Raw genomic sequence first — 20,515 nt, 5'->3', positions numbered from 1 at the left:
CCCCGCGCCGGCCCCCGCCGCCGTCGCGTCCGGCCGGTTCCCGCACCCCCCGGTCCGAGCCCTCACCCGCGAACCTAGACTCTTGAGCCATGCGAAGTGAGCCTGTCGTCCGGGTCGAGGCCCTGGTGAAGCGGTACGGGACGAAGACCGCGGTGAACGGCCTCGACCTGACGGCCCGGGCGGGCGTCACCGCCGTCCTCGGACCCAACGGCGCCGGCAAGACGACCACCGTCGAGACCTGCGAGGGATACCGCAGGCCGGACGCCGGCACGGTGCGCGTCCTCGGCCTCGACCCGCAGAGACAGGCCGCCGACCTGCGCCCCCGGATAGGCGTGATGCTCCAGTCCGGAGGCGTGTACTCCGGCGCGCGGGCCGGCGAGATGCTCCGGCACGTGGCCGGGCTGCACGCCCACCCCCTGGACGTCGACGCCCTCGTCGAGCGCCTCGGCCTCGGCTCCTGCGGCCGGACGACGTACCGCCGGCTCTCCGGCGGCCAGCAGCAGCGGCTCGCGCTGGCGATGGCCGTCGTCGGCCGCCCGGAGCTGGTGTTCCTCGACGAGCCGACGGCCGGCCTCGACCCGCAGGCCCGCCGCGCCACCTGGGAACTCGTACGGGATCTGCGAGCGGACGGCGTCTCCGTCATCCTGACCACCCACTACATGGACGAGGCCGAGCAGCTCGCCGACGACGTCGCGATCATCGACGCGGGCCGGGTCATCGCCCAGGGCTCCCCCGAGGAGCTGTGCCGCGGCGGCGCCGAGAACACCCTGCGTTTCACCGGCCGCCCCGGCCTCGACGTCACCTCCCTGCTCAAGGCCCTGCCCGCCGACAGCTCGGCCGCCGAGCTGACCCCCGGCTCCTACCGGGTGATGGGCAAGGTCGACCCGCAGCTGCTGGCGACGGTCACCTCGTGGTGCGCGCAGCACGGGGTGATGCCGGACCGGATCTCGGTCGAACGGCACACCCTGGAGGACGTCTTCCTGGAACTGACCGGCAAGGAGCTGCGCTGATGACCGCCACGGGTACCTACACCCCCCGGCCCGGCGCGGCTCCGCTGCCCCGCATGATCGCGGCCCAGGCGGTGCTGGAGACGAAGATGCTCCTGCGCAACGGCGAGCAGCTGCTGCTCACCGTCGTGATCCCCACCCTGCTGCTGGTCCTGTTCAGCAGCGTGGACATCGTCGACACCGGCGCGGGCGAGGCGGTGGACTTCCTCACGCCCGGCATCCTCGCGCTCGCCGTGGTGTCGACGGCCTTCACCGGCCAGGCCATCGCGACCGGCTTCGAACGCCGCTACGGGGTGCTGAAGCGGCTCGCCGCCTCTCCGCTCCCCCGCTGGGGCCTGATGGCGGCGAAGACGCTGTCGGTGCTGGTCACGGAGATCCTCCAGGTGATCCTCCTGACGGCGATCGCCTTCGCCCTCGGCTGGGACCCGCACGGCAACCCGGCGGCCGTCCTGCTGCTCCTGATCCTGGGCACGGCCGCCTTCTCGGGCCTCGGCCTACTGATGGCGGGCACCTTGAAGGCGGAGGCTACGCTGGCCGCGGCCAACCTGGTCTTCCTGCTGCTGCTGGTGGGCGGCGGGGTGATCGTCCCGCTCGACAGGTTCCCGCCCGGCGCCCAGGACGTGCTCGGCCTGCTGCCCGTCTCGGCCCTCTCGGACGGGCTGCGCGACGTGCTCCAGCACGGCGCGGGCATGCCCTGGGGCGACCTGGGGATCCTGGCGGTGTGGGCGGTCGTGGGACTCGCGGCGGCCGGCCGGTTCTTCCGCTGGGAGTAGCCGGTCGCGCGGCACCGGGGGACCCTCGTGAACGCGTGCACAAGCGGACGCCTACGATGGGACGCGTGCCAAACGTGACCCGTGCCGACGCCGTAGCCGCCGTGCGCAACCCGCTCGCCTTCATCGCCGAACGCTGGACCCCCACCCGCCGGACCGTTCAGCGGGCGGCGCTGTACCCGCTCGTGATGTCGGTGGTCATCGTGGTCACCGGCGGTGCCGTCCGGCTCACGGGCTCCGGCCTGGGCTGCCCGACCTGGCCCAAGTGCACCGACGACTCCCTCACCGCGACCGGCGCGATGGGCTTCCACGGCGCCATCGAGTTCGGCAACCGCATGCTGACCTACGTGCTGTGCGCGGCCGTCGGCTGGGCGATCATCGCCGCGCGCGCCGAGAAGCCGTACCGGCGGAGCCTGACCCGGCTCGGCTGGGCGCAGTTCTGGCTGGTGATGAGCAACGCCGTGCTCGGCGGGATCGTGGTGCTCGTCGGCCTCAACCCCTACACGGTCGCGGCGCACTTCCTGGCCGCCACGGCGCTGCTCGCGGTCGCCGCGGTGATGTGGCAGCGGGCCCGGGAGGGCGACGGGGAGCCCAGGCCGCTGGTCGGCAGGCCCGTGCAGCAGCTGGTGTGGTTCCTGGTCGTCGCCTCGACGCTGCTGATCGGCGTCGGCACGGTGGTGACCGGCGCGGGCCCGCACGCCGGTGACTCCAGCGAGGTCGAGCGGATGCCGCTGGACTGGGAGACGGTCGCCAAGCTGCACGCCGTGCTCGCCTGGATCGTGGTGACGCTGACCTTCGCCCTGTGGTTCATCCTCAAGGCGGTGGACGCGCCGAAGAGCCCGCTGGACCGCACCCGGGACCTGTTCCTGGTGCTGCTCGGGCAGGGTCTCATCGGCTACGTCCAGTACTTCACGGACCTTCCCGAGGCCCTGGTCGGGCTGCACATGTTCGGCTCCTGCCTGGTGTGGATCGCGGTGCTGCGCGTGCTGCTGGCGCTGCGCGAGCGCCCCGAGGCGACGATCGACCTGCCGGGCCCGGCGGCCGAGGCGACGGTCGGCACGCGCGCGTGAGCCACCCGAGGCTCAGGCGTACGAGGTGACCAGAGCGTCGATCGCCGGCCCCAGGTAGTCCCGGGTCAGCTCGGCGCGGCGGGCGGGCCACCCGTCGTCGGCCGGCCCGTCCCCCTCGTCGTAGCGGCGGCGCGCGATGTCCGCCACGACCTGCGAGGGCGCCCCGAGCGCGGACAGTTCGTCGAGCGCCTGGCGCTTGGAGATCAGCCGGCCGTCCCGCACGGTCACCGTCGCCCGCGCGAAGGTCAGCAGCCCCAGATCGACCCAGACGTTCTCACGCCACAGGTGGGCCTTGTCGACGGCGGGCCGCCAGAAGTCCCGCTGGTCGCGGACGACGAAATCGCCGAGTGCCCGGTCCGGCACGGGCGGCAGAAGCGCGCCGGGCGGCTTGCCGTGCAGCACCCGGCCGAAGTCGTGCAGCTCGCGGCGGGTCACCGGGGTGACCGTCCGACGGAACAGCCGGCCGTGCGCCCAGGTGAGGTGCCGCCGCTCCGGGTCGGTGGTCCGGCCGGGGGTGAGATAGGTGCAGTGCAGCAGTGGGGCGAGCGGCTCGTTCCGCAGGCGGGCGTGCAGCCGGGCGAGGTGCCACACCGCGCGCGGTGTGACGGGCCCCGCCAGGACCGCGATGAGGTCCAGGTCGCTGCGGCCCTCCTGGTAGTCACCCCCGGCCAGCGAACCGTGGGCCCACACGGCGACGGGGTCCAGGGCCTGGAGGCAGGCGAGAAAACGGTCCAGTAATGCTTGCGTACGGCTGATCGTGCGCTTGGCCATGCGCCCAGTCTGTCCGCCTCAGCCGAGCCCGTACACCCGGCGCGCGTTGCCCGCCGCGATCAGTCCCGCCACCCGTTGCGCGTCCGCCGACGACCACGCGCCCTCCACGACCCAGCCGCCGAGCACCCGCGCCAAGGCCTCGCGGAACAGCCGCGCCCCGACCACGTGCAGCTCGGGCAGCCCCCCGGCCCCGCTGGAGAAGAGGATCTTGCCGAAGGGGGCCAGCTCCAGGATCTCCGCGAGGATCGTCGCGGCGCGCGCGCCGGTCCGTACGAGCGCGGCGCCGGAGTCGGCGTACACGTGCGGGAAGACGCCCGCGAGGTGGGCGGCGTGCCGGTGGTAGGGGTAGCCGTGCAGCAGGACGAGGTCGGTGCCGAGGCCGGCCGTGGCCCGTACGAAGTCCGTCAGCAGGACCGGATCCGAACGGTCGACGCGCGCCCCCGGCTCGCCGAGTCCCGCGTGCAGCTGAAGGGGCAGCCCCGAGGCGACGGCGATCCACAACAGGTGGCGCAGCAGCACCGGGTCCCTCAGCTCGCCGCCGACCCTGCGGCCCGCGAGCCAGCGGCCCGCCGCGCCCCGCACCTCCCCCGGCCCGGGCGGCTCGGGCGCGAGGGCGAGGCCGTGCCGGACCCCCGCCACGGAGGTGAAGGCCACGGCGTTCGCGGCGGCCCCGTGGACCGACTCGGCGAGGTTGGCGAGGAAGGACTCGACGGTGCCGGAGGTGTCGGCGACCTGTTCGGCGAGGGGTTCCAGGCGCACGATCTCCCGCGCCTCGGCGGCGCCGGCCGAGGCGAGCTCGCCCGGTCCGGTGAGGTCTCCGGGCAGGCCCGTGTCGACCAGGTACGTCGTGATGCCGCTGCCGCGCAGCAGTCGGCGGCCCGCTTCCAGTACGCCGAGTTCACGACGCCGGGCGAGATAACGGGCGGGCGGCGCGTGCGGTTCCAGACCGAGGAGCGGGGGGCACCAGCGGCGTACCGCGAACCCCGTCTGGGTGTCGAACAGCGTCGTGCCCGGGGCAGGCGGGCCCTCGGTGCGGGCCAACTGGGCCTCGAAGGTACCGAGACCCAGCTCCGTTCTCAGGACGCCGTGGCAGTACTGGTCCACCAAGGACGGCGTTTCGATCATCCGGACTCCCGGGGGACGGACCACGTGGTTCCTACGGGTCCTAACGGGTGACCGGGGTGTCAGGTTGTTGCTGCTCAGCCGTTCTTCGGTCCGCCGATCTGGATCCCGGCCATCCGTGTCCACTCGTACGGCCCCGTCTTCACCTTCGCCGCGAACTCGCCGTCGAAGGTCTCGTGCACGGTGATGCCGGCCTTTGCGACGGCCAGCTCGGCGACGGTGACCGAGGGGGCCACCAGGTCGCCCCAGCCGCCGTCGTCGCCGACCAGGACGATACGGGCGCCGCGCTCGCCGATGTACGCGATCTGGCCCTCGGCCCCGCCGTGCTGCTCGGCGAAGGCGCTGATCTGCTTGGCGAGCCGGGCCGCCTTGCGCTCGGCCTTCGCGGCCTGCTTGGCGTCGGCGGTCTCGTCAACCTGCTTGGTGTCTGCCATGGCCAGGATGCTACCGACGGGTAGATCGAACGGCGACGGCCGGGGTGCGTGGTGTTGACCACGCACCCCGGCCGTTCGGCGATTCGGCGACGAGAACTCGGCGGCGTCAGCGCAGGAAGGGGTCCACCGCGACCGCCACGAACAGCAGCGACACATAGGTGATGGACCAGTGGAACAGCCGCATCTCCTTCAGCTTCCCGCCCGTCGCCTCGGCCTTGGCGCGGCTCTGGAGCGCGTGCGCCTCCCACAGCCACCAGCCGCCGGCCACCAGCGCGACCGAGGTGTAGAACCACCCGGTGTAGCCCAGCGGGGTCAGCAGCAGCGAGACGGCGACCATCACCCAGCTGTAGAGGACGATCTGCTTGGCGACGGTCTTGTTGGAGGCGACGACCGGCAGCATCGGCACGCCCACCCGCGCGTAGTCGTCCCTGACCTTCATGGACAGCGGCCAGTAGTGCGGCGGCGTCCAGAAGAACATGACGAGGAAGAGGACGACCGGCGCCCAGGACACCGAGTTCGTCACGGCCGACCAGCCGATCAGCACCGGCATGCAGCCGGCGATGCCGCCCCACACGATGTTCTGCGAGGTACGGCGTTTGAGGATCATCGTGTAGACGACGACGTAGAAGAGGAGCGCGCCGAGGGCGAGCCAGGCCGACAGCCAGTTGACGGTCAGACCGAACAGGAGTGTGGAGACCACCGCGAGGGTGATGCCGAAGGCGAGGCATTCACGCGGGCTGACCATTCCGGTGACCAGCGGGCGCTGCGAGGTGCGGTCCATCAGCGCGTCGATGTCGCGGTCGATGTACATGTTCAGCGCGTTCGCGCCGCCCGCGGACAGGTAACCGCCGAGGCAGGTCAGGACCACCAGACCCAGGTCAGGAACGCCCTGCTGCGCCAGGAACATCACCGGGACGGTGGTGATCAGCAGCAGCTCGATGATCCGCGGCTTGGTCAGCGCCACGAACGCCTTCACCCGGGCCCCGAACGGCCGCCGGCTCGGGCTATGACTCGCCCCGACAATCCCCACTGGACGGGATTCAACGGCCGTCACGCACACCCCTGACAGAGACTCCCAGCAAGCCTCCCCGTGTGAATGCGGGGTAAAGGCTCGCGCGTACCACGCCACTGTAGACGTTGCCCAGACCCCGACATTCGCGGGGGTGGGCTCGTGTTGGCCGGCACCTGCGGAAGAGCCGGAGGGCACTCTGTTGAGCACTCGTACGAGCGGCTCCGTATTCACTTGCCGAACAGGGAACACACCGGTCGGGAGGCGCACCACCAAGTCTCCCGGCAGTCTGGAATGACTCGAAAAAATGCACGTTCTCACGGGGGTAGGCTCGACAACGGCCGGTGGGCGCCGCGTGCACCGGCATTCGACATGCGTGACATGTGGAGAGGAGCCCTGACCCAGGGTGAGCACCAAGCCGACCACCACAGACCTCGAGTGGACCGAGTTGGACCAGCGGGCGGTGGACACCGCCCGCGTCCTGGCCGCCGACGCCGTACAGAAGGTCGGCAACGGCCATCCCGGTACGGCGATGAGCCTGGCGCCTGCCGCGTACACCCTCTTCCAGAAGGTGATGCGGCACGACCCGGCGGACGCCGACTGGGTCGGCCGCGACCGCTTCGTGCTGTCCGCGGGCCACTCGTCCCTGACGCTCTACACCCAGCTGTACCTGGCCGGCTTCGGCCTGGAGCTGGACGACCTCAAGGCGTTCCGTACCTGGGGTTCGAAGACGCCGGGCCACCCGGAGTACGGCCACACCACGGGCGTCGAGACGACGACCGGCCCGCTGGGCCAGGGCGTCGCGAACGCCGTGGGCATGGCGATGGCCGCCCGCTACGAGCGCGGTCTGTTCGACCCGGAGACCCCGGCCGGCGAGTCGCCGTTCGACCACTTCGTCTACGCCATCGCCGGTGACGGCTGCCTCCAGGAGGGCATCTCCGCCGAGGCGTCCTCCATGGCCGGGCACCAGAAGCTCGGCAACCTGATCCTGCTGTGGGACGACAACCACATCTCGATCGAGGGCGACACCGAGACCGCGGTGTCCGAGGACACCGTCAAGCGTTACGAGGCGTACGGCTGGCACGTGCAGCGCGTCGCCCCCAAGCCGGACGGCGACCTGGACCCGCACGCCCTCTACGACGCGATCGAGGCCGCGAAGCAGGTGACGGACAAGCCGTCCTTCATCGCGATGCGCTCGATCATCGCCTGGCCCGCGCCGAACGCGCAGAACACCGAGGCCGCCCACGGCTCGGCGCTCGGCGACGACGAGGTCGCGGCCACCAAGCGCGTCCTCGGCTTCGACCCGGAGAAGTCCTTCGAGGTCGCGGACGAGGTCATCGCCCACACCCGGGGCGCCCTCGAGCGCGGCCAGGCCGCCCGCGCCGTGTGGGAGAAGTCCTTCCAGCAGTGGCGGGACAACAACCCCGACCGCGCCGCCGAGTTCGAGCGCGTCGCCGCGGGCGAGCTGCCCACCGGCTGGGAGGAGAAGCTCCCGGTCTTCGAGCCCGGCAAGGGCGTCGCCACCCGTGCCGCGTCCGGCAAGGTGCTCCAGGCGCTCGGCGCGGTCATCCCCGAGCTGTGGGGCGGCTCCGCCGACCTCGCGGGTTCCAACAACACGACGATCGACAAGACGTCGTCGTTCCTCCCGGCGGACAACCCGCTGCCGGAGGCGGACCCGTACGGCCGCACCGTCCACTTCGGTATCCGCGAGCACTCGATGGCCGCGGAGATGAACGGCATCGCGCTGCACGGCAACACCCGTATCTACGGCGGCACGTTCCTCGTGTTCTCCGACTACATGCGCAACGCCGTGCGGCTGTCCGCCCTGATGCACGTGCCGGTGACGTACGTGTGGACGCACGACTCCATCGGCCTCGGCGAGGACGGCCCGACCCACCAGCCGGTCGAGCACCTGGCCTCGCTGCGTGCCATCCCGGGCCTGAACGTCGTCCGCCCGGCCGACGCCAACGAGACGGCGATCGCCTGGCGCGAGATCCTCAAGCGCTGGACGAAGGTCTTCGGCAAGGGCGCCCCGCACGGTCTGGTCCTCACCCGCCAGGGCGTGCCGGCCTACGAGCCCGACGAGAACGCGGCCAAGGGCGGGTACGTCCTGTTCGAGGCCTCCACCGGGTCGCCGGAGGTGCTCCTCATCGCGACCGGCTCCGAGGTGCACGTCGCCGTCGAGGCGCGCGAGCGGCTGGAAGCCGAGGGGGTCCCCACGCGCGTGGTCTCCATGCCGTCCGTGGAGTGGTTCGAGGAGCAGGACCAGGGGTACCGGGACAGCGTCCTGCCCCCGTCCGTCAAGGCCCGCGTCTCGGTCGAGGCGGGTATCGGTCTCACCTGGCACAAGTACGTCGGGGACGCCGGCCGCATCGTTTCCCTGGAGCACTTCGGTGCTTCCGCCGATGGCAAGGTCCTCTTCCAGGAGTACGGCTTCACTGCCGAGAACGTGGCCGCCAAGGCCCGGGAATCCCTCGCCGCCGCCCAGCGCTGACGCTCACATACGACACGTAGGAGATGTAATTCCATGACAGACGCACTCAAGCGCCTCTCCGAAGAAGGCGTCGCGATCTGGCTGGACGACCTGTCGCGCAAGCGGATCACGTCCGGCAACCTGGCCGAACTGATCGACCAGCAGCACGTCGTGGGCGTCACCACCAACCCGTCGATCTTCCAGAAGGCGATCAGCAGCGGCGACGGTTACGAGCAGCAGCTCTCCGACCTCGCCGCCCGCAAGGTCACCGTCGAAGAGGCCATCCGCATGATCACGACGGCGGACGTCCGTGACGCCGCCGACATCCTGCGCCCGGTCTTCGACGCCACCGGCGGCCAGGACGGCCGGGTATCGATCGAGGTCGACCCGCGCCTGGCGCACCACACCAAGCCGACGGTCGCCGAGGCCAAGCAGCTCGCCTGGCTGGTCGACCGCCCCAACACGCTCATCAAGATCCCGGCCACGATGGGCGGCCTGCCGGCGATCACCGAGGTCATCGGCCTCGGCATCAGCGTCAACGTCACGCTGATCTTCTCGCTGGAGCGCTACCGCCAGGTCATGGACGCCTACCTGGCCGGCCTGGAGCAGGCCAAGGAGCGCGGCCTGGACCTGTCCAAGATCCACTCCGTGGCGTCCTTCTTCGTGTCCCGCGTGGACACCGAGATCGACAAGCGGCTCGACGCGCTCGGCACCGACGAGGCCAAGGCCGCCCGCGGCAAGGCGGGCCTCGCCAACGCCCGGCTCGCCTACCAGGCGTACGAGGAGGTCTTCGCCGGCGAGCGCTGGGCCGCGCTGGAGAAGGCGGGCGCCAACAAGCAGCGTCCGCTGTGGGCCTCCACCGGTGTGAAGGACCCCGCCTACAAGGACACCCTGTACGTGGACGACCTGGTGGCGCCGAACACGGTGAACACCATGCCGGAGGCGACCCTGTTCGCCGCCGAGGCCCACGGCGCGATCACCGGCAACACCATCGCCGGCACCTACGAGCAGGCCCGCGCCGAGATCGACGCCGTCGAGAAGCTCGGCATCTCCTACGACGAGGTGGTCCAGCTCCTCGAGGACGAGGGCGTGGACAAGTTCGAGGCGTCCTGGAACGACCTGCTCAAGTCGACCGAGGCGGAGCTCCAGCGCCTCGCCCCCTCGGAGGGCTGAACTCTGTCGAGCAGCAATCCGCTGCGTGACCCCGCCGACCGACGGCTCCCGCGTATCGCGGGGCCGTCGGGCCTGGTCATCTTCGGCGTCACGGGCGATTTGTCCCGGAAGAAGCTCATGCCCGCCGTGTACGACCTCGCCAACCGGGGTCTGCTGCCGCCGGGCTTCTCGCTGGTCGGCTTCGCCCGCCGCGAGTGGGAGCACGAGGACTTCGCACAGGAGGTCCACGACGCCGTCAAGGAGCACGCCCGTACGCCCTTCCGCGAGGAGGTCTGGCAGCAGCTCGTCCAGGGCATGCGCTTCGTGCAGGGCACCTTCGACGACGACGACGCCTTCGAGCGTCTGCGTGCCACGATCGACGAACTCGACAAGGCGCAGGGCACGGGCGGCAACTTCGCCTTCTACCTGTCCGTGCCGCCGCGGTCCTTCCCGGTGGTCATCCAGCAGCTGAAGAAGCACGGGCTGGCCGACCAGACGAGCGGCTCCTGGCGGCGCGCGGTCATCGAGAAGCCCTTCGGCCACGACCTGGCCTCGGCCGAGGAGCTCAACAAGGTCGTCCACGAGGTCTTCGGCTCGGACCAGGTCTTCCGCATCGACCACTACCTGGGCAAGGAGACCGTCCAGAACATCATGGCGCTGCGCTTCGCCAACACGATGTTCGAGCCGATCTGGAACCGGTCCTTCGTGGACCACGTCCAGATCACGATGGCCGAGGACATCGGCATCGGCGGCCGGGCCGGCTACTACGACGGCATCGGCGCCGCCCGTGACGTCATCCAGAACCACCTGCTCCAGCTGATGGCCCTCACGGCCATGGAGGAGCCCTCCTCCTTCGACGCCGACGCGCTGGCCGCCGAGAAGACCAAGGTGCTCGGCGCCGTGCGGCTGCCGAAGGACCTGGGCCTGGCCACCGTGCGCGCCCAGTACGCGGCCGGGTGGCAGGGCGGCGAGAAGGCCGTCGGCTACCTCGAAGAGGACGGCATCGACCCCAAGTCGAAGACCGACACCTACGCGGCCGTCAAGCTGGAGGTCGACAACCGCCGCTGGGCGGGCGTCCCCTTCTATCTGCGCACCGGCAAGCGCCTCGGCCGCCGGGTCACCGAGATCGCGGTCGTCTTCCAGCGGGCCCCGCACTCCCCCTTCGACTCCACGGCCACCGAGGAGCTCGGCGCGAACGCGATCGTCATCCGCGTCCAGCCGGACGAGGGCATCACGGTCCGCTTCGGCTCGAAGGTGCCCGGCACCTCGATGGAGATCCGGGACGTGTCGATGGACTTCGCCTACGGCGAGTCCTTCACGGAGTCCTCGCCCGAGGCGTACGAGCGGCTCATCCTCGATGTGCTGCTGGGCGACTCGAACCTCTTCCCCCGCACGGAAGAGGTGGAGCTGTCCTGGAAGATCCTCGACCCGATCGAGCGGTACTGGGACAAGAACGGCAAGCCCGCCCAGTACCCGTCGGGCACCTGGGGGCCCGTCGAGGCCGACGAGATGCTCGAGCGAGACGGACGGAGCTGGCGCCGGCCATGAAGACAGACCTCACGGACACCACTGCCAGCAAGATCAACAAGGCGCTGGTGCAGGGCAGGCGGGCGATAGGCACCCCCGCCGTCGGCATGGTGCTCACCCTCGTCGTCGTCACGGACGAGGAGAACGCCTACGACGCCCTGAAGGCCGCCAACGACGCGTCGCACGAGCACCCCTCGCGCACGCTCGTGGTCATCAAGCGCGTCTCGCGCTCCCCCCGGGGCCGCACCCAGTCACGCCTCGACGCCGAGGTACGGCTGGGCGCGGACGCGGGCAGCGGCGAGACGGTGATCCTCCGGCTGTACGGCGAGGTCTCCGACCACGCCCAGTCCGTCGTCCTGCCGCTGCTGCTGCCGGACGCGCCGGTGGTGGTCTGGTGGTCGGTGGACGCCCCGCGCGACCCGGCGGGCGACCCGCTGGGCGCCCTGGGCCAGCGCCGGGTCACCGACAGCTACGCGGCCGAGAAGCCCATCAACGAGCTGCGGGCCCGTGCCGAGAGCTACGAGCCCGGCGACACCGACCTGGCGTGGGCCCGGATCACCCCGTGGCGCTCGATGCTGGCCGCCGCACTCGACCAGGTCAGCTGCGAGATCGTCTCCGCCGAGGTGGCGGGCGAGGAGGCCAACCCGAGCGTCGAGCTGCTCGCCATGTGGCTCGCCGACCGGCTCCGTGTGCACGTCCGCCGCGCGATCTCGGCCGGTCCGGGTCTGACCCAGGTCCGGATGGAGACGACCGGCGGTCCGATCACACTGCACCGGTCGGACGGCGCGATGGCCACGCTGGCGCTGCCCGGCCAGCCGGACCGCGCGGTGGCCCTCAAGCGCCGCGAGACGTCCGAGCTGCTCGCGGAGGAACTGCGCAGGCTCGACCCCGACGACACGTACGCGTCCGCCCTGCGGTTCGGCGTGGACCGGCTGGGCGGGATCCAGTCGGCCGCGGAGCGGGAGGCGGAGCGGGCCGAGGCCGCCGGCCAGCCCGCACCGTCCCTCCCGGTCCGCGCGGTGCCGGACCCGGCGGCCGCGGGCCGTGACTCCGCGTCGGCTCCGCCGTCCGCCGCCGCGGCGGGCCACGCCGACGCCGAGCGGCCGACTCCGGCGCAGATGCCTCCGGTCAGGAAGGCGGATCCGCAGTGAGCACTCCCCAGCTGGTCGTGCACCACGACAAGGAACTGATGGCGCAGGCCGCCGCGGCCCGTCTCATCACGAAGATCGTGGACGCCCAGGCCTCCCGGGGCCAGGCGTCCGTGGTCCTCACGGGCGGCCGCAACGGCAACGGCCTGCTGGCCGCACTGGCCGCCGCGCCCGCCCGCGACGCCGTCGACTGGTCCCGGCTGGACCTGTGGTGGGGCGACGAGCGCTTCGTGCCCGAGGGCGACCCGGAGCGCAATGTCACGCAGGCCCGTGAGGCCCTGCTGGACTCCGTCCCGGTGGACCCGGAGCGCGTGCACGCCATGCCCGCGTCCGACGGTCCGTACGGCGCCGACGTGGAGGCGGCCGCGGCCGCCTACGCGGAGGAGCTGGCCCGCGCGGCCGGCCCCGAGAACCACGGCGACGTGCCCGCCTTCGACGTCCTGATGCTGGGCGTCGGCCCGGACACCCATGTGGCCTCGCTCTTCCCGGAGCTGCCGGCCGTGCGGGAGATCGAGCGCACGGTGGTGGGTGTGCGCGGCGCGCCCAAGCCCCCGCCGACCCGGATCACCCTCACCCTCCCGGCGATCCGGGCGGCCCGTGAGGTGTGGCTGCTCGCGGCCGGCGAGGACAAGGCGCAGGCCGCGGCGATCGCCCTGTCCGGCGCGGGCGAGATCCAGGCCCCCGCGGCGGGCGCCCGGGGCCGCTCGCGCACCCTGTGGCTGCTGGACACGGCGGCGGCGTCCCGCCTCCCGAGGTCGCTGTACCCTCCGGCGTCCGCCTGACACGGTCGCCGCTGCACAGAACCCGTACGGTCAACCGCCGTACGGGTTCTGCCCGTTGTGGGCCCGGTAGGACCCGTACGGGTTGCCCTGGGGATACGGCTGCCCCGGGTGCGGTGCGTACGGCTGCCCGTACGGGTTTCCCTGCGGCTGCCCGTACGGGTTTCCCTGCGGGGGGCCGTACGGGTTCCCCTGCGGGGGGCCGTACGGGTTCCCCTGCGGCGGGACCCGCGGCGGCGCCCCGGCGGGTGTCGGCGGCAGGGCGGCCGGGTGGACCGCCAGCCGGATGCCGTACCTCCGCTTGAGGCGGCGCATCTCCAGCAGCGCGAGCCCGGTGACCGTCACCGGTGCGCCCAGGATGAAGACGATGCCCATGGTGAGGCTGAGGCCGTGCAGGTCACCGGTGATCAGATCGGGGACGGCCATCAGCCAGGTCGTCACGGTGGCCAGCAGCGGCGGCAGACAGCGGTGCACGGCGGCGGAACCGAAGAAGTTCCCGGAGAGCCGGACGGCGCCGGCCATCGCGAAGAAGGCCATCCAGAGGCCCACGAGGGTGAGCAGCATCCTCGGCACCAGCCCGAACATCTCGCTCGACCGGAAGATCCCCACGGTCGTCATGACACAGCCGATGAAGAGCAGCAGCAGCTTGAGCGAGTCGAGGAGCGGCCTCTTCAGCTGCCGGACGGTGCCGGTGCGCCGCCAGACGAAGAGCATCACGCCGACCGTCACCGGGGTGAGGAAGAACAGCACGGCGGAGGCGATCGCCGTGTTCTCCAGCATCTCCTCGAAGGCGAAGCCGCCCTCGACGAAGGTGTAGACGCCGACGGCCGCCACCGCCCCGGCGACGACCCTGCCGCGCTTGAGCCGTTCCACCGTCGGATCGAGCGCCTGGGGTATCCACGCCGGATGGAACACCGCCCACGCCGCCTTGTGGGGCTTCAGGAAGGAGCGGCCGGACAGCGACCCGTCGGTCCAACTCCTGCGTGCACCGGTCACGTTGCTCTCCCCCGAGAGATCGGCACTCATGATCGCCGGGGAGTCTACGGGAAGCGGACGACCGCCCGCCGCCCGCTTCCCGATTCGCCCGTCCGGTGACCGCTACCGACCGCGCAGCTCCCGGTACCTGGCGACCAGGGCCTTGGTGGACGCGTCCAGGCCGGGGACCTCGGCGCCCTCGGTGAGGGCGGGTTCGACGCGCTTGGCGAGCACCTTGCCGAGCTCCACGCCCCACTGGTCGAAGGAGTCGATGTCCCACACCGCGCCCTGCACGAACACCTTGTGCTCGTAGAGCGCGACGAGCTGGCCGAGGACCGAAGGGGTCAGCTCACGGGCGAGGATCGTGGTCGTGGGGTGGTCGCCCCGGAACGTCTTGTGGGCCACCAGCTCCTCCGGCACGCCCTCGGCGCGCACCTCCTCGGGCGTCTTGCCGAAGGCCAGCGCCTGGGTCTGGGCGAAGAAGTTGGCCATCAGCAGGTCGTGCTGTGCCTTGAGTTCGTCGCTCAGCTCGGCGGCCGGCTCGGCGAAGCCGATGAAGTCGGCCGGGATGAGCTTGGTGCCCTGGTGGATGAGCTGGTAGTAGGCGTGCTGTCCGTTGGTGCCCGGCGTCCCCCAGACGACGGGGCCGGTCTGCCAGTCGACCTGCCGGCCGTCCCGGCCCGTGGACTTGCCGTTGGACTCCATGTCCAGTTGCTGGAGGTAGGCGGCGAACTTGGACAGATAGTGACTGTAGGGCAGCACGGCATGCGACTGCGCGTCGTGGAAGTTGCCGTACCAGACGCCCAACAGGCCCAGCAGCAGCGGCACGTTGGACTCGGCGGGCGCCGTCCTGAAGTGCTCGTCGACGAGGTGGAAACCGTCGAGCATCTCGCGGAACCGGTCCGGGCCGATGGCGATCATCAGCGACAGGCCGATCGCCGAGTCGAAGGAGTAGCGTCCGCCGACCCAGTCCCAGAACTCGAACATGTTGGCCGTGTCGATGCCGAAGTCCGCGACCTTCTCCGCGTTCGTCGACAGGGCGACGAAGTGCTTCGCGACGGCCCGGTCGTCGCCGCCCAGCCCCTTCAGCAGCCAGCTGCGGGCCGAGGTGGCGTTGGTGATCGTCTCGATGGTGGTGAAGGTCTTAGACGCGATGATGAACAGCGTCTGTGCCGGGTCCAGGTCGCGGATGGCCTCGTGCAGGTCGGCGCCGTCCACGTTGGACACGAAACGGACCGTGAGATCGCGGTCGGTGTAGCCGCGCAGCACCTCGTAGGCCATCGCCGGGCCCAGGTCGGAGCCTCCGATGCCGATGTTCACCACGTTGCGGATACGCCGGCCGGTGTGGCCGGTCCAGGCGCCGGAGCGGACGCGGTCGGCGAAGCCGGCCATCTTGTCGAGGACGGCGTGCACCGCCGGGACGACGTTCTCCCCGTCGACCTCGATCACCGCGTCGCGCGGGGCGCGCAGGGCGGTGTGCAGGACGGCACGGTCCTCGGTGGTGTTGATCTTCTCGCCGCGGAACATGGCGTCCCTCAGGCCGAAGACGTCGGTGGCCACGGCCAGTTCACGCAGGTGCCGCAGTGTCTCGTCGGTGACGAGGTGCTTGGAGTAGTCGATGTGCAGGTCACCGACCCGGAGCGTGTATCCCGCGCCTCGCTCGGGGTCGGCGGCGAACAGCTCCCGCAGCCGCACCTCGCCGAGTTCCTCGCGGTGTTTGGCCAGAGCGGTCCACTCGGGCGTCTGGTTGAGCCTCGTACGGCCGTCTGCGTTCATGTCGGACTTCAGCCCTCTTTCCTCATCTGTCCGTGCTGCGCACGCCTTGCCCCGCCGGTTCCAACCTAGTTGATCAGCGCGTCGGGTGAGCGGACGGGCCACGGTCGTACGGGACAACAACAGGTACGTCCGCCCGGCCCGCGGGTATCAACGCGGCGACGGCGAGTGCGCGGCGCGAGTGGGCCGCGTCGCCGTGTCGGCGCACACGAACGGGCCGACCGGCAATGCGCCGGCCGGCCGGACAAGCGGTCATCAGGCAGGCGTGGGCCCCGCCGAGGGCCTCGAGGTCCACCAGGGCGCGCCGCACGGGCGCGCGAGGGGCAGCACTGCCAGACGGCCCGCGGGCGGACATGCGCGCGTGAAACACGTCCGGCCAGGCACCCTCAGGTACCCGGCCGGTCTCGGTTCGTCAGATCTCGCCCCGCAGTTTGGCGAGCGCCTCGGCGAGGATCGCCTCGCCGTCCGCGTCGCTGCGCCGCTCCCGCACATAGGCGAGGTGCGTCTTGTAGGGCTCGGTTCGGGGCGGGGCCGGGGGGTTGTCCCGGTCCTGCCCGGCGGGAAAGCCGCAGCGCGGACAGTCCCAGGTCTCGGGAACCTGCGCGTCGCTGGCGAAGCTGGGCACCGTTTCGTGTCCGTTGGAGCACCAGAAGGAGATGCGCAGACGCGGCGCGGACTCGCCCCGCTCGGCCTCGCCCATCGGCCCCGCCCCGACCCGGCTTCCTCGGATCGCGTTGCCACTTGCCACGGTCGTAACTCCCTGCGTGATGGTGCCGCAAAGCGAGTCGGCGTTTCGCTTCGCTGCGAGCGCCTCAGTCTACGTAAGGCCCAACGCGCGTCCAGTGATTGGAGTTACAGCTTCCACACATAGACGCAAGCCCCATGATAGGCCGCGCTCAGCTGCGCGTACCGAACATGGGGCCTTACGTACCGGAATGTGCGTGACTGTGCGAAGCTGATCAGCTGTTCGTCTTCATGACGATGCCGAGAACGATGATGCAGGCGAACCACAGCAGCCCGATCACGACGGTGATGCGGTCGAGGTTGCGCTCGGCGACCGAGGAGCCGCCGACGGAGGACTGCATGCCGCCACCGAACATGTCGGAGAGGCCGCCGCCCTTCCCCTTGTGCATCAGCACCAGCAGCATCAGCAGCAGGCTGAAGACGATCAGGGCGATCGAGAACCCCAAAACCACGGCTGGACCAACTTCCTCGGATTCGGATAACGACTCGGACGAACGACGGGGGCATAGCGAGAACCGCTATGCCCCCGCAAGGGTACGACGGATCGCCGCTACCGCATACACACAGCTCGGATCACTGGTCGCGGAAGCGCACGATCTTGACGAACTCGTCGGTGTCCAGCGAGGCACCGCCGACCAGCGCGCCGTCGATGTCGGCCTGCGCCATGATCTCGGCGACGTTGCCGGACTTCACGGAGCCGCCGTACTGGATGCGGACCTTGTCGGCCAGCTCCTGGGTGTAGAGCTCGGCGATCCTGCCGCGGATGGCGGCGCAGACCTCCTGCGCGTCCTCGGCGCCGCAGACCTTGCCGGTGCCGATGGCCCAGACGGGCTCGTAGGCGATCACAATGGTCTCGGCCTGCTCGGCCGGGAGGTCCTTCAGACCGCCCTCGACCTGGGCGAGGGTGTGGGAGACGTGGTTGCCCGCCTCGCGGACGTCCAGCTCCTCACCGACGCACAGGATCGGGGTCAGGCCGTGCTTGTAGGCGGCCTTGACCTTGGCGTTCACGAGCTCGTCGGTCTCGTTGTGGTACTGGCGGCGCTCGGAGTGGCCGATCGCCACGAACGTGCACTTCAGCTTGGCGAGCATCGGGCCGGAGATCTCGCCGGTGTAGGCACCGGAGTCCTGGGCCGAGATGTCCTGGGCGCCGTACTTGATCTTCAGCTTGTCGCCGTCGACCAGGGTCTGCACGGAGCGCAGGTCGGTGAAGGGCGGCAGGACGGCGACCTCGACGGCCTCGTGGTCCTTGTCGGCCAGGGCGAAGGCGAGCTTCTGGACGTGGGCGATGGCCTCGAGGTGGTTGAGGTTCATCTTCCAGTTGCCCGCCATCAGCGGCGTGCGAGTGGTCATGCGGGTCAGCCCTCCAGTGCGGCGAGGCCGGGGAGCGTCTTGCCCTCGAGGTATTCGAGGGAGGCGCCACCGCCGGTCGAGATGTGGCCGAATGCGTTCTCGTCGAAGCCCAGGAGGCGGACGGCCGCGGCGGAGTCGCCGCCGCCGACGACCGTGAAGGCCGGGGAGTCGATGAGGGCCTGGGCGACCGCCTTGGTGCCCTCGGCGTAGTCGGGGTGCTCGAAGACGCCCATGGGGCCGTTCCAGAAGACGGTGCCGGCGTCGGCGAGCTTCGAGGCGTACAGGACACCGGTCTCGGGACCGATGTCGAGGCCCATCAGGTCGGCGGGGATGGCGTCCGCGGCGACGGTGACGGGGTCGGACGGGGCCTTGGTGCTCAGGTCCGGGAACCGGGCCGCGGCCACGACGTCGACGGGCACGACCAGCTCGACGCCGTTCTTCTCGGCGCGCTCGACGTACTCGTTGACGACGGGCAGCTGATCGTCCTGGACGAGGGAGGCACCGATCTCGTACCCCTTGGCCTTGAGGAAGGTGAAGGCCATGCCGCCGCCGATGAGGATGCGGTCGGCCTTGCCGAGCAGCTGGTCGATGACGGCGAGCTTGTCGGAGACCTTGGAGCCGCCGAGGGCGACGACGTAGGGCCGCTTGACGTCCTCGGTGAGCTGCTTCAGGACCCCGACCTCGGTGGCGATCAGGAAGCCGGCCGCGTGCGGCAGCCGGGCCGGGAGGTCGTAGACGGAGGCGTGCCCCCGGTGCACCGCCCCGAACCCGTCGCCGACGTAGAGGTCGGCGAGTTCGGCGAGCCGGTCGGCGAAGGCGCCGCGCTCGGCGTCGTCCTTGCTGGTCTCGCCCGCGTTGAAGCGCAGGTTCTCGATGACGGCGACCTGGCCGTCGGCGAGGCCCGTGACCGTGGACCGCGCGGACTCGCCGATCGTGTCGGTCGCGAACGCCACGGCGGAGCCGAGGAGTTCGCCCAGCCGGGCGGCGGCGGGGGCGAGGGAGAAGGCCGGGTCCGGCGCGCCCTTGGGCCGGCCCAGGTGCGAGGCGACGACCACCTTGGCGCCCGCGTCCGCGAGGGCCTTGACGGTGGGCAGGACGGCGCGGATGCGGCCGTCGTCGGTGATGGTCGCGCCGTCGAGCGGCACGTTGAGGTCGGCGCGGACGAAGACCCGCTTGCCTGCGACGCCTTCGGCGAGAAGTTCGTCGATCGTCTTCATTACGGGGGCTCCTGAGGAGGGCTCGTGGTACTCGTGATCACTCGTGGTCGCCGGGGACCGTGCGGAAGGCTGATCCGTACGTGCGTCAGGGCTCGGGCGGCGCGTCCCTGCGCCGCCCGAGCCCTGCGCTCACATCGAGGTGCCTGATCCGACGATCAGAGCTGGTTGCCGACGAAGACCGTCAGGTCGACGAGGCGGTTGGAGTAGCCCCACTCGTTGTCGTACCAGCCGAGGATCTTCACCGAGTTGCCCTCCTGGACCATGGTCAGGGAGGAGTCGAAGGTGCAGGAGGCCGGGTCGCTGACGATGTCCGAGGAGACGATCGGGTCCTCGGTGTAGGCCAGGTAGCCCTTCAGGTCGCCGTCCTCGGAGGCCTTCTTGAACGCGGCGTTGACCTCGTCCTTGGTGACCTCTCGCTGGAGCGTCACGACCAGGTCGGTGGCCGAGCCGGTCGGGACCGGGACGCGCATGGCGATGCCGTCCAGCTTGCCCTTGAGCTGCGGCAGGACCAGGGCGGTGGCCTTGGCGGCGCCCGTCGTGGTCGGGATGATGTTCTCGGCGGCGGCGCGGGCGCGACGCAGGTCCGAGTGCGGGAAGTCCAGGATGCGCTGGTCGTTGGTGTACGCGTGGACCGTCGTCATCAGACCCTTGACGATGCCGAAGTTCTCGTCGAGGACCTTGGCCATCGGCGCCACACAGTTGGTGGTGCAGGAGGCGTTGGAGATGACGTGGTGGTTGGCCGCGTCGTACTTGTCCTGGTTGACGCCCATCACGATGGTGATGTCCTCGTCCTTGGCCGGAGCCGAGATGAGGACCTTCTTGGCGCCGCCGGCGATGTGCTTCTCGGCGTCGGCCTTCTTGGTGAAGATGCCGGTCGACTCGATCACGATGTCGACGCCCAGGTCGCCCCACGGGATGTCCGCCGGGTTGCGCTCGGACAGCACCTTGATGGTGTGACCGTCGACGGTGATCGTGTCGGCGGTGTGCGACACCTCGGCCTTGAGGCGGCCCAGGATGGTGTCGTACTTGAGCAGATGTGCGGTGGTCGCGGTGTCACCCAGGTCGTTGACAGCCACGATCTCGATGTCAGCACCCTGCTCCAGCAGCGCGCGGAAGTAGTTACGACCGATGCGGCCAAAGCCGTTGATGCCTACGCGGATCGTCACGAACCGATCTCCTCGTTGATACACCGGC

Annotated in this window: 19 protein-coding genes; 8 read left to right on the top strand and 11 right to left on the bottom strand. The window is 70.7% G+C overall.

Annotation, left to right across the window (positions count from 1 at the left end; translation table 11 throughout):
• The first annotated feature begins 89 nt into the window (after positions 1-89).
• The 3 genes from QQM72_RS20950 to QQM72_RS20940 are packed head-to-tail and all read left to right on the top strand — an operon-like array spanning position 90 to position 2,847.
• Positions 90-1,010 (top strand): ABC transporter ATP-binding protein, encoded by a 921-nt coding sequence (locus QQM72_RS20950; RefSeq protein WP_314222395.1) that lies wholly within the window; start codon positions 90-92, stop codon positions 1,008-1,010.
• Positions 1,010-1,780: an ABC transporter permease gene (locus QQM72_RS20945; protein ID WP_314222394.1), complete on the top strand. Its 771-nt coding sequence runs from the start codon at positions 1,010-1,012 to the stop codon at positions 1,778-1,780. The genes QQM72_RS20950 and QQM72_RS20945 overlap by 1 nt, the downstream gene beginning before the upstream one ends.
• 56 nt (positions 1,781-1,836) lie before the next feature.
• On the top strand, positions 1,837-2,847 hold the full coding sequence (locus QQM72_RS20940; RefSeq protein ID WP_314222393.1) for a COX15/CtaA family protein: 1,011 nt from the start codon (positions 1,837-1,839) through the stop codon (positions 2,845-2,847).
• Positions 2,848-2,859: 12 nt separating this feature from the next.
• Here QQM72_RS20940 and QQM72_RS20935 read toward each other — a convergent pair whose 3' ends face one another.
• The 4 genes from QQM72_RS20935 to QQM72_RS20920 all read right to left on the bottom strand — a co-directional run bounded on the left by QQM72_RS20935 (position 2,860) and on the right by QQM72_RS20920 (position 6,234).
• A complete protein-coding gene (locus tag QQM72_RS20935) occupies positions 2,860-3,618 on the bottom strand; it encodes a nucleotidyltransferase domain-containing protein (protein WP_314222392.1) in 759 nt (252 codons plus the stop codon).
• 18 nt (positions 3,619-3,636) lie between these two features.
• Positions 3,637-4,743 (bottom strand): amidohydrolase family protein, encoded by a 1,107-nt coding sequence (locus tag QQM72_RS20930; protein ID WP_314222391.1) that lies wholly within the window; start codon positions 4,741-4,743, stop codon positions 3,637-3,639.
• A gap of 74 nt (positions 4,744-4,817) precedes the next feature.
• Positions 4,818-5,174, bottom strand: coding sequence for a hypothetical protein (locus QQM72_RS20925; protein ID WP_314222390.1), 357 nt, complete (start codon positions 5,172-5,174; stop codon positions 4,818-4,820).
• A gap of 106 nt (positions 5,175-5,280) precedes the next feature.
• Positions 5,281-6,234, bottom strand: coding sequence for a heme o synthase (locus QQM72_RS20920; protein ID WP_314222389.1), 954 nt, complete (start codon positions 6,232-6,234; stop codon positions 5,281-5,283).
• A 355-nt stretch (positions 6,235-6,589) separates the two neighbouring features.
• Here QQM72_RS20920 and tkt point away from each other — a divergent pair, with 355 nt between their 5' ends.
• Genes tkt through pgl form a run of 5 tightly spaced genes read left to right on the top strand, consistent with a single transcriptional unit; the run spans position 6,590 to position 13,265 of the window.
• Complete coding sequence (gene tkt, locus QQM72_RS20915) at positions 6,590-8,677, top strand: transketolase (RefSeq protein WP_314222388.1); 2,088 nt, start codon at positions 6,590-6,592, stop codon at positions 8,675-8,677.
• Positions 8,678-8,710: 33 nt separating this feature from the next.
• Positions 8,711-9,829 carry a transaldolase gene (gene tal / locus QQM72_RS20910; RefSeq protein WP_314222387.1) on the top strand — a complete coding sequence of 373 codons (1,119 nt, stop codon included), beginning with the start codon at positions 8,711-8,713 and terminating at the stop codon, positions 9,827-9,829.
• A gap of 3 nt (positions 9,830-9,832) precedes the next feature.
• Positions 9,833-11,356 carry a glucose-6-phosphate dehydrogenase gene (gene zwf / locus QQM72_RS20905; protein WP_314222530.1) on the top strand — a complete coding sequence of 508 codons (1,524 nt, stop codon included), beginning with the start codon at positions 9,833-9,835 and terminating at the stop codon, positions 11,354-11,356.
• Positions 11,353-12,486, top strand: a complete 1,134-nt coding sequence (gene opcA, locus QQM72_RS20900) for a glucose-6-phosphate dehydrogenase assembly protein OpcA (protein ID WP_314222386.1) — start codon at positions 11,353-11,355, stop codon at positions 12,484-12,486. The genes zwf and opcA overlap by 4 nt, the downstream gene beginning before the upstream one ends.
• Positions 12,483-13,265, top strand: a complete 783-nt coding sequence (gene pgl / locus QQM72_RS20895; RefSeq protein ID WP_314222385.1) for a 6-phosphogluconolactonase — start codon at positions 12,483-12,485, stop codon at positions 13,263-13,265. Before opcA ends, pgl begins: the two co-directional genes overlap by 4 nt.
• 30 nt (positions 13,266-13,295) lie before the next feature.
• On the opposite strand, the gene QQM72_RS20890 is transcribed toward pgl, so the two are convergent.
• The 7 genes from QQM72_RS20890 to gap all read right to left on the bottom strand — a co-directional run bounded on the left by QQM72_RS20890 (position 13,296) and on the right by gap (position 20,487).
• Positions 13,296-14,288, bottom strand: coding sequence for a proline-rich domain-containing protein (locus QQM72_RS20890; protein WP_399077999.1), 993 nt, complete (start codon positions 14,286-14,288; stop codon positions 13,296-13,298).
• Positions 14,289-14,360: 72 nt separating this feature from the next.
• Positions 14,361-16,013, bottom strand: coding sequence for a glucose-6-phosphate isomerase (gene pgi, locus QQM72_RS20885; protein ID WP_314222384.1), 1,653 nt, complete (start codon positions 16,011-16,013; stop codon positions 14,361-14,363).
• Positions 16,014-16,422: 409 nt separating this feature from the next.
• Positions 16,423-16,758, bottom strand: coding sequence for an RNA polymerase-binding protein RbpA (locus tag QQM72_RS20880; RefSeq protein WP_082412914.1), 336 nt, complete (start codon positions 16,756-16,758; stop codon positions 16,423-16,425).
• Positions 16,759-16,969: 211 nt separating this feature from the next.
• Positions 16,970-17,200, bottom strand: coding sequence for a preprotein translocase subunit SecG (gene secG, locus QQM72_RS20875; RefSeq protein WP_020131907.1), 231 nt, complete (start codon positions 17,198-17,200; stop codon positions 16,970-16,972).
• A gap of 127 nt (positions 17,201-17,327) precedes the next feature.
• The gene (gene tpiA / locus QQM72_RS20870) at positions 17,328-18,104 is read right to left on the bottom strand and encodes a triose-phosphate isomerase (RefSeq protein WP_314222383.1); all 777 of its coding nucleotides are present in this window, start codon (positions 18,102-18,104) and stop codon (positions 17,328-17,330) included.
• 5 nt (positions 18,105-18,109) lie between these two features.
• Positions 18,110-19,321 (bottom strand): phosphoglycerate kinase, encoded by a 1,212-nt coding sequence (locus QQM72_RS20865; RefSeq protein ID WP_314222382.1) that lies wholly within the window; start codon positions 19,319-19,321, stop codon positions 18,110-18,112.
• Between the two features lie 155 nt (positions 19,322-19,476).
• Positions 19,477-20,487, bottom strand: coding sequence for a type I glyceraldehyde-3-phosphate dehydrogenase (gene gap / locus QQM72_RS20860; RefSeq protein WP_057580303.1), 1,011 nt, complete (start codon positions 20,485-20,487; stop codon positions 19,477-19,479).
• Positions 20,488-20,515: the final 28 nt, after the last annotated feature.

It is taken from the genome of Streptomyces zaehneri, assembly GCF_032248645.1.
GTDB classification, from domain to species: domain Bacteria; phylum Actinomycetota; class Actinomycetes; order Streptomycetales; family Streptomycetaceae; genus Streptomyces; species Streptomyces coriariae.
Note: the sequence above shows the minus strand (reverse complement) of the source record. Positions and strands in the feature narration are given on the sequence as shown.